Consider the following 9,047-nt stretch of genomic DNA (forward strand, 5'->3'; position numbering starts at 1 on the left):
CCGAAAGCGCAACAGAGGCCGCAAGGAATGCCTCATTCCTCGCTGGCAATGAGGCATTCCCTGTTGGCAACGGGTCATTCCCCTCTGGCAATGGCTCATTGCCAGCTGGAAACGTGGCATTGCCAGCTGGCAATACGGCGTTCCCAGCAAGGAATGAGGCATTCCCCTCTGGCAATGAGGCATTTCCTCTTGGCAATGAGCCATTGCCAGAGTGAAACGTGACATTCCTTGTTGGCAATGAGGCATTCCCAGCGTAGAATGAGGCGTTCCCAGCCGCAGCTAGGCGCAAGGCAGCCGCGCAAGAGGCAGTCTTGGCACGTTTTTCCGCCTGCGAAGCGGAGAGCAGGGCATTGGCGCAGAGCATCATCGCCGCCCTGACCGGCAGCGCGGCTTTCTTTTCTTCTATGGAGTGAACCACTATGTCTGATCAAATGAAGGATGCCCTCCGCGCTGACGTGCGGGCCAGGTACGGCAACATCGCGGCGCAGGGTGGATCGTGCTGCGGTGCTTCCAAATGCTCACCGCCGCCGCTGGGCAATCCCTTGGCCTCGGCCAGCGTCGGCTATGCGGCGGAGGAAATGGCCGCTGTGCCGGACGGGGCCAACATGGGCCTGGGCTGCGGCAATCCGCAGGCCATCGCCGAATTGCAGCCCGGCGAGACCGTGCTTGACTTGGGCAGCGGCGGCGGCTTTGACTGCTTCCTTGCGGCCCGGCAGGTGGGCGCGGCAGGCCGGGTCATCGGCGTGGACATGACCCCGGAGATGCTGGCCAAGGCCCGTGACAACGCGCGGAAAGGCGGCTATGCCAATGTTGAGTTCAGGCTGGGCGAGATCGAGCATCTGCCGGTGGCTGACAGCAGCGTGGACGTAATCATCTCCAACTGCGTCATCAACCTCTCGCCAGACAAGGCGCAGGTCTTTGCCGAGGCCTGCCGCGTGCTGCGTCCAGGCGGCAGGCTGGCGATTGCCGATGTGGTGGCTGTTGCCACGCTGCCGCCGGAGCTGCGGGCGGTCACTGAAGCCTACACCTGCTGCGCCGCCGGGGCCGCGCCAGTCGCCGAGATCGAGGCCATGCTCAAGCAGGCAGGCTTCAGCGCAGTTTCTATAGAGATCAAGGAGGACAGCCGGGCCTTCATCAAAGACTGGATGGCTGGCAGCGGCATAGAGAACTACGTGCGCTCCGCCCAGATTCGGGCGGTGAAATAGTAAGCAAGGAGCACTGCGATGAACCAACCAGCACAAAAGGAGCTTTCCTTCCTCGACCGCTATCTGACCCTGTGGATATTCACCGCAATGGGCTTTGGAGTCGGCCTCGGCTTTCTCTTCCCCAAGGCGGTGGCCTCCCTGAACCAGGCGGTCTCGGTCGGCACCACCAACATCCCGATTGCGATTGGCCTGATCCTGATGATGTACCCGCCCTTGGCCAAGGTGCGTTATGAGGAATTGGGTGACGTGTTCCGCAATTGGAAGGTGCTCGGCCTGTCGCTCATTCAGAACTGGCTGATCGGCCCGGTGCTGATGTTCGTCCTCGCTGTCATCTTCCTGCGCGGCTACCCTGACTACATGACCGGCCTGATTCTGATCGGCCTGGCCCGCTGCATTGCGATGGTCATCGTCTGGAATGACCTGGCCAAAGGCGATGCCGAATACGCCGCCGGACTGGTCGCCTTCAACAGCATCTTCCAAGTCCTGTTCTACAGCCTCTACGCCTACGTCTTCATCACCGTCCTACCCGCCTGGTTCGGGATGACCGGCGTAGTTGTCGCCATCACCATCGGCGAAATCGCCAAGAGCGTCTTCATCTACTTGGGCATACCCTTTCTGGCAGGCTTCTTCACCCGCTTCTTCTTGGTCAAGGCCAAAGGCAAGGACTGGTATCACAGCGTCTTTGTGCCGCGCATCAGCCCGCTGACTCTCATCGCCCTGCTCTTCACCATTGTGGTCATGTTCTCGCTCAAGGGCGAGGTGATAGTCTCGCTGCCGCTGGATGTGCTGCGCATCGCTGTGCCGCTGCTGATCTACTTCCTGATCATGTTCTTTGTTTCCTTTTTCATGGGGCGCATGGCTGGAGCAGACTACGGCAAGACCGTCACGCTGGCCTTCACTGCCGCCAGCAACAACTTTGAGCTGGCGATTGCGGTGGCAGTGGCTGTGTTCGGCATCGGCTCCGGCGCAGCCTTTGCCGCAGTCATTGGGCCACTGATTGAAGTGCCGGTGATGATCGCGCTGGTCAATGCGGCCTTCTGGCTGCGGAAGCGGATGTTTGGGCACGGGAATCTTCCCAGCACCTCGACGGCGCAATGACCGGCTCAAGCCTTGCCCATTGCGTATCTGCAAGTTTCATGCTTCAATAGGTATTGTTCCGATTTGTTTTTAGTCATCTTCTGAGCTTGCCATGAACATCCGCAGCCAGCTTGAACAGCGCGAACAGCTTGTCCTTTCGCCCTGCGCCTGCTTCAGCAGCAGCTCGCGGGGCCGCTTGCATGACGAGCCGCCCTGCGAGCTGCGCACCGCTTTTCAGCGTGACCGCGACCGGATTATTCACTGCAAGACTTTTCGCCGTCTGAAGCACAAGACCCAGGTTTTCCTTGCTCCGGCTGGCGACCACTACCGCACCCGCCTCACCCATGTGTTGGAGGTTTCACAGATCGCTCGGACTGTCGCGGTCTGCCTGCGCCTGAACGAGTACTTGACCGAGGCCATCGCCCTTGGCCACGATCTTGGCCACACGCCGTTCGGCCATGCCGGAGAATACAGCCTGAACCGCCTGCACCCAAGCGGATTCAGGCATTACATCCAGAGCCTGAGAGTGGTGGACTTCTTGGAAAACAACGGCCAAGGGCTGAACCTGACTTGGGAGGTGCGCAACGGCATTGTCAAGCATTCCAAAGGCTACAGGGACATTCTGCCCGATGACTCGCGGGAACTGCCCGCCACGCTGGAAGGGCAGGCGGTGCGGGTCGCGGATATCATCGCCTACCTCAACCATGACATGGACGATGCTCTGCGGGCCGGGATGATCAAGGAGAATGATCTGCCCGCTCATCTGCGGCGTGTCGTGGGAGACCGGCCTGACCGCCGCATCGCCGCGATGATGCGTGATCTGATCGCCGAAACCCTGCGGACGGACGAAGGCCGTCTCCGCCTCAGCTCCATGATGCAGGAAGTGATCTGCGGGATGCGCGCCTTCCTTTATGACAACGTGTACCGCAACCAGCTCGTGCACAGCGAGTTCGAGAAGGCCCAGCGGGTGATCAGCGAGCTGTATCTTTATTTTCTTGAACATGAATTCCCTGTCGGGCCGGCCCCGTCCTGCCCCAAGCGCAGGCCGCCCGCCGATGCCGGAGAGGAGAAACAGCTGCACCGTCTGGTCTGCGACTTCATCGCCGGGATGACCGACCGCTACGCCCTGGATGTCTACAGCCAGATATTCATGCCCAAGCCTTGGTCCGTGCTGTGAGCAGCCGCGTCCTCATCCTTCTTCTCCTTGCCGTCATGATTTTCGCCGCAGGTTGGCATGCTCCTGCGCTGGAGGCGCAAGTCAGCTCTTATTTTTGGGTGAAGGGCAAGCTCATCCGCAGCAAGGGCAGCAGGGCAGGGGAGGGCATCCGGCTTGCTGCCGGGATGCCCTGCATTGACACGCCGCCTGAGCTGGCCGCCTTCTTCAATCTGCCGCTACCGGTCAACCGTGCTGATCAAGCAGCCTTGATGCGCTTGCCAGGCATCGGCCCTAAGCTGTCGGAAAGCATCATCCTCTATCGAGAAGGGCAGGGCAGCATGGCCGGGCCGGACGACTTCATCAAAGTTAAAGGTATTGGCCCAAAACGCTCTGCCCGTCTGTTGCCATTGCTCTGCTTTGACTGATGCAACGCGTTGATTGCCCCGTCATTGTCTTGGTTGGCCCCACTGCTGTGGGAAAAACCGAGCTGTCTTTCCGGCTGGCCGAGAGGTTCAACTGCGAGATCATCAGCATGGATTCCATGCAGGTGTATCGCGGCATGAACATTGGCACAGCCAAGCCCAGCCTTGAGGAGCGGGCGCAGATTCCCCATCATCTTATTGACATCGCCGAGCCGGATGAACAATATGACGCAGCCCGCTTTTTCCATGATGCCCTTGCCGCAATCAGGGAGATTGCTGCCTGCGGCAAAGCTGTGCTGCTGACTGGCGGCACTGGATTGTATTTGAAGGCACTGCTGGAGGGACTCTTTGATGCCCTTCCTGCGGACAAGTCGGTCCGCAGGCGGCTGCAAACGCGGTTGGCCGAGGAGGGCAGGGCGGCTCTTCATGCGGAATTATGCCGGATCGATCCAGCAGCCGGGGCAAGGATTCATGCCAATGACACACAGCGGCTTCTGCGTGGATTGGAGATATTTCACAGTTCAGGCAGAACGTGGACAGAGCTGATCGCAGAACAGCAGCAGGCAGCACCGAGGGGAGCGGTGTTCAGCCGGGTCTGTCAAATTGGCCTGCGCTGCCCCAAAGAGGAGCTGCATGAGCGGATCGCCCGGCGAAGCAGGACAATGATTGAGCAGGGGCTGGTGGAGGAGACAGAGCGGCTGCAGCAGGACGGGCATGGGCCGGAGCTGCCGTCCATGCAGGCCATCGGCTACCGTCACGCCAACCGGCTGCTTGCTGGCGAATGGACGCAGGCAGAGATGTTGGAGCAGCTCATTCTCGACACCCGCCGCTATGCCAAACGGCAGATGACGTGGTTTTCGGCCAGCAAGGCACTGCGCTGGTTTGAGCGGGAGGAGTACGAGGTGCTGGCAGGCGAGATAACCCAGAAACTTGCTCTGCAAGAGCAGGGCGGCATGTCCCAGCCTACTGATGCGCTCGGTATCAGCAGGCTGATGCGCCGCGCATGAGCACGCTGATGCACTGCGCATGAGCAGGCTCATGCAGTATGGGTCAGCATGCTGATGCGGAGTGCATCAGCCTCCTCTGGCACTGGGCATCAGCATGCTGGGACGCTTTGTTTGCGCACGAGGTCTAATATTCTTGAAGAGGACACCCAACGTGATTCTGCCCCCTGACGTAGAAAAGGCCGAAGCTGACTGCTGCCAACAACTGGCCGTTGACTTGCAACTGCCGCCCGTCATTACGCAAATCCTCTTCCAGCGCGGTTTCACCTCGGCTGAGGCCGCCCGCCGTTTCCTTAATCCACAGCTTGCTCATCTGCCTGCGCCCAGTGCGATGAAAGGCTTGGACAAGGCGGCTGACCTGCTGGCCGAGGCAGTTGTCCAGCAACGGCAGATTGTCATTCATGGCGATTACGATGTGGACGGCATCACCGCCACCGTGCTGCTGGCCGATTTCCTGCGGAAAACTGGCCTTGAGCCGCTCTGCCATCTTCCCAACCGCCTGACCGACGATTACGGCCTGACCATGCGGTCTGTGGAAGCTTTGGCGGCGCAGGTGGTCATGCCCGCGCTGCTGATCACGGTGGACTGCGGCATCTCCACGCCAGAGGAAGTTCGTCGCGCCAAGGACTTAGGTTTTACGGTCATCATCACCGACCACCACGAGCCGCCTGCTGACGCGGCGGATTTCCCCTTGGCTGATGCAGTGGTAAATCCTCGGCAGGCAGGCTGCGCTTTCGCAGGCGGTGAGCTGGCCGGTGTTGGGGTGGCCTTCTTTCTTCTTGTGGCCCTGCGGAGAAACCTCGTCAGCAGAGGGTATTGGACACAGGATAAGATGCCGAATCTGCGTGACTCGCTTGACCTTGTTGCTTTGGGCACCATTGCCGACGTGATGCCGCTGACTGGGGTAAACCGGATACTGGTCCGCGCCGGGCTGGAGGTCATCAGCCTGCGCAGAAGACTGGGCATTGCCGCGCTTTGCGCACGGGCCGGGCTGAGGGAAGACATTGTTTCTGCGGAGAATGTGGCCTATCATCTTGGGCCGCGCATCAATGCTGCTGGACGCTTGGGCAGGCCGCAACTTGCCGCTGACCTGCTGCTGGCGCAGGACGAAGGTGTGGCGGCAGTGCTGGCCGATGAGCTGGAGGCGGCCAACATGCTCCGCCGCGATCTGGAAGCCGAGGTGCTTGAAGCGGCAGTTCTTCAGGCAGAACAGCAGATTGCTGCTGGGAATGAGAATCTTGTCCTGCAAGGCGCGGACTGGCATCCTGGTGTGATAGGTATCATTGCCGCAAGGATGATAGACCGCTTTCATCTGCCTGCCTTGGTTTTCACCGGCGACAGCGGCCAAGAAGGAATGCTTAAAGGATCAGGCAGATCGGTTCCGGGCCTGCATCTGCATCAGGCATTGGAGCGGTGCAAAGAATGGATTGTCCATTTCGGCGGCCACGCGATGGCAGCGGGTCTGACCGTGCGGAGTGAGGACTTCGGCCAGTTCAGCACCGCCTTTGCCGAGAGCGTCTGCGTCTTGGGCGGCGGCCTGCCCAAGGCAGGCACAGCCATTGACGCAGTGCTGAACGAGCGCACGGATTTCCGCGAGCTGGCCAGCAGCCTGCGGCTGCTGGAGCCGTTCGGCCAAGGCAACCCGGAGCCGGTTTTTCTGCTGCGAAATATCCGCCTGCGCGAGGTCAACACGCTGCGCGAGCATCTGCGCTTTGCCATGCCGCTTAACGGCGGATTGGTCAAGGGTATTGGTTTCTTTATGGCCGCTCAGTTTGAGGCAGCGGCAGCAGGGGTGGTGGATTTGGCCTTCAGGCTGAAGGAGAGCAGCTTCCGGGGCGTGAGACGGGCAGAAGTTCAAGCTGTAGAAATTTTTGAGCGGCGCGAAAAATTATCATAATACATATTATACGACATAAGATAATAAACAACATTCGGTGCCATGGTCTGGCGCACGTCAAGCAATAACTATATGCGTTTTATGTCAGAAAAAGCAAGCAGTTCAACAGGGAGAATCGCCAAGTCCGCCGGCGCGGTAAGCGGCGCGGTGATGTGCAGCAGGATCTTGGGTTTAATCCGCGAGCAGGTTTTTGCCGGAATGTTCGGTGCGGGCTTTGCCTGCGATGCCTTTGTCGTCGCTTTCCGTATCCCCAACCTGCTGCGGGATTTATTTGGAGAAGGCGCACTTTCCGCCGCCTTTGTCACCGTTTTTTCCGACCATGACACCAACAAAGGTGAAGATGCGACGTGGCGGCTGGCCTCGAACGTGCTGTCCTTCATCACCGTGCTGCTCAGTCTGATCACCTTGACCGGCATCCTGCTGGCTGAGCCTGTCGCCCGCCTGCTCGCCCCGGACTTCGCCGCCGTGCCCGGCAAGACTGAGCTGACTGCCCTGATGACCCGGATCATGTTTCCCTTCCTGATTCTGGTGGCCTTGGCCGCAGTGGTGATGGGAATGCTCAACACCAAGGGCAAGTTTTTCATCCCGGCCATGTCCTCGTCTTTCTTCAATCTCGGCTCGATCATCGGCGGCGTGTCCTTGGCTTGGCTGCTGCCGCGCTTCGGTCATCCCGCGATAGTCGGCATGGCTTGGGGGACGCTGCTCGGCGGCCTGCTTCAGCTGCTCGTCCAGCTGCCTGCGCTGCGCAAAACCGGCTTTCGCTTCCGCCCGCTTCTTGACCTGCGCGATCCCGGCCTGCGCCGCATCCTCTGGCTGATGCTGCCCGCCACTGTCGGCCTTTCCGCCACGCAGATCAATGTCTTTGTCAACACCAACTTCGCCGCCTCCTGCATGGAAGGCTCGGTGTCTTGGCTGAACTACGCCTTCCGTCTGGTGCAATTGCCCATCGGCGTGTTCGGCGTGGCCTTCTCCATCGCTGCCATGCCGGTGCTGGCCCGTCATGCCGCGCAGAAGGATTTGGCTGGACTGCGCCAGACTTTTTCCTCCTCGCTGGTCATGGTTTTCAGTCTGACCATCCCGGCGGCGGTCGGTTTGACGCTTCTTGCTGGGCCGATCATCCGTCTGATTTTTGAGCACGGGGCCTTCACCGCCGAGGACACCGCCCGCACCGCCGAAGCTCTGATCTGCTACTCCTGCGGCCTCTTCGCTTATTCAGCGGTGAAAATCATGGTGCCAGTCTTCTACGCCCTCAACGACACCAAATACCCGGTGATCAGTTCGTTCATGGCTGTGACGATGAACATCGTGTTCATTCTGCTGACCATAGACCTTCTCTCCTTCCGGGCCATCGCTTTGTCCACCTCCTGCTCAATGGTGCTCAATTTCCTCTTTCTCGGCACAGTGCTGCACCGCAAGCTGGCTGGTTTCTCGCTGCGCAATCTTGCTTTGGGCACGACAAAAATCATCGCCGCCAGCGCGGTGATGGCATTCGGCATCTTCGGCATGAACATGCTGGTCCAGCCGCTCTTGGCCGGGGCAATTCCGCTCCAGCTCGCTGGAGTCGCTCTGCTGATCGGCGGCGCAGGCCTGCTCTACGCCGCTGCCCTGCACTTTTTCAAACTGCCGGAGTTTGATGAGATCACTCATAAAATCAAACAAAGGCTGGGGAGGCGGCGAGCAATCGGCGCAACACAGCCTTAAGAAAGCCTGTCAAGGCGAAACAAATCAAGAGCTGCATCTTGCCTGCGAGGAGAGGCGGTCAGTTTGGCAAGAAGCCGGATGCCTGCTGCCGCGCTGCTTTTTATCCTTGACATCCGCTTGGTTGTTGAAGGAAAATGAGGCGTTGCCGATCGTTGACTCATTAACCCTTTCTTCAGAAAAAGTTCATTATGAAGATCAGAATGCTCGTTTCTCTTCTCGCTTTGACCGCAGCAGCGACAACCCTGTCAGGAGCCAGTTCAGCCGCCGCTGAGACAATCTCTGGAAAAATTGCGGCTGTGACGAAAAACAGCAAATCCGCAACAGCGGAAATCATTCCTGATGCCCCTGGCGGACAGCTGGGCCATCGTTATGCAGTTTCCACTACATTCCAAGAGATTGGCGAAATGCTGATGCAGGCGATGGAGACAAAGTCGACGGTGACCATTGTCAGCTCAGGAAACTGCGCGGCTGAAGGCACCGTGAGAGACTGCGGCAGCGTCGTCACAGTGGAGAGAGCGCAACAGCAGCCATAGCCGCCGCTTATGCTATGCGCGGACATAACACAACCCAAGTTGTGACCTCTGC

General features: G+C 59.4%; 8 protein-coding genes. All 8 read left to right on the forward strand.

Annotated features, from left to right (window positions below):
- The first annotated feature begins 419 nt into the window (after positions 1–419).
- The 8 genes from ACNKID_RS08280 to ACNKID_RS08315 all read left to right on the forward strand — a co-directional run bounded on the left by ACNKID_RS08280 (position 420) and on the right by ACNKID_RS08315 (position 8,995).
- Entirely contained in the window at positions 420–1,205 is a 786-nt protein-coding gene (locus ACNKID_RS08280) for an arsenite methyltransferase (RefSeq protein WP_417912966.1), read from the forward strand.
- Between the two features lie 18 nt (positions 1,206–1,223).
- Positions 1,224–2,303, forward strand: coding sequence for an ACR3 family arsenite efflux transporter (gene arsB, locus ACNKID_RS08285; protein WP_417912967.1), 1,080 nt, complete (start codon positions 1,224–1,226; stop codon positions 2,301–2,303).
- A gap of 91 nt (positions 2,304–2,394) precedes the next feature.
- On the forward strand, positions 2,395–3,459 hold the full coding sequence (locus ACNKID_RS08290) for a deoxyguanosinetriphosphate triphosphohydrolase (protein ID WP_417912968.1): 1,065 nt from the start codon (positions 2,395–2,397) through the stop codon (positions 3,457–3,459).
- Complete coding sequence (locus tag ACNKID_RS08295) at positions 3,456–3,863, forward strand: ComEA family DNA-binding protein (RefSeq protein ID WP_417912969.1); 408 nt, start codon at positions 3,456–3,458, stop codon at positions 3,861–3,863. Before ACNKID_RS08290 ends, ACNKID_RS08295 begins: the two co-directional genes overlap by 4 nt.
- The gene (gene miaA, locus ACNKID_RS08300; RefSeq protein ID WP_417912970.1) at positions 3,863–4,867 is read left to right on the forward strand and encodes a tRNA (adenosine(37)-N6)-dimethylallyltransferase MiaA; all 1,005 of its coding nucleotides are present in this window, start codon (positions 3,863–3,865) and stop codon (positions 4,865–4,867) included. Before ACNKID_RS08295 ends, miaA begins: the two co-directional genes overlap by 1 nt.
- 151 nt (positions 4,868–5,018) lie before the next feature.
- Positions 5,019–6,761, forward strand: coding sequence for a single-stranded-DNA-specific exonuclease RecJ (gene recJ, locus ACNKID_RS08305; RefSeq protein WP_417912971.1), 1,743 nt, complete (start codon positions 5,019–5,021; stop codon positions 6,759–6,761).
- Between the two features lie 165 nt (positions 6,762–6,926).
- Positions 6,927–8,462 (forward strand): murein biosynthesis integral membrane protein MurJ, encoded by a 1,536-nt coding sequence (gene murJ, locus ACNKID_RS08310; RefSeq protein WP_417912972.1) that lies wholly within the window; start codon positions 6,927–6,929, stop codon positions 8,460–8,462.
- Between the two features lie 200 nt (positions 8,463–8,662).
- On the forward strand, positions 8,663–8,995 hold the full coding sequence (locus ACNKID_RS08315) for a hypothetical protein (protein ID WP_417912973.1): 333 nt from the start codon (positions 8,663–8,665) through the stop codon (positions 8,993–8,995).
- The last annotated feature ends 52 nt before the right edge of the window (positions 8,996–9,047 follow it).

The organism is Candidatus Electronema sp. TJ (assembly GCF_048287355.1).
GTDB lineage: Bacteria > Desulfobacterota > Desulfobulbia > Desulfobulbales > Desulfobulbaceae > Electronema.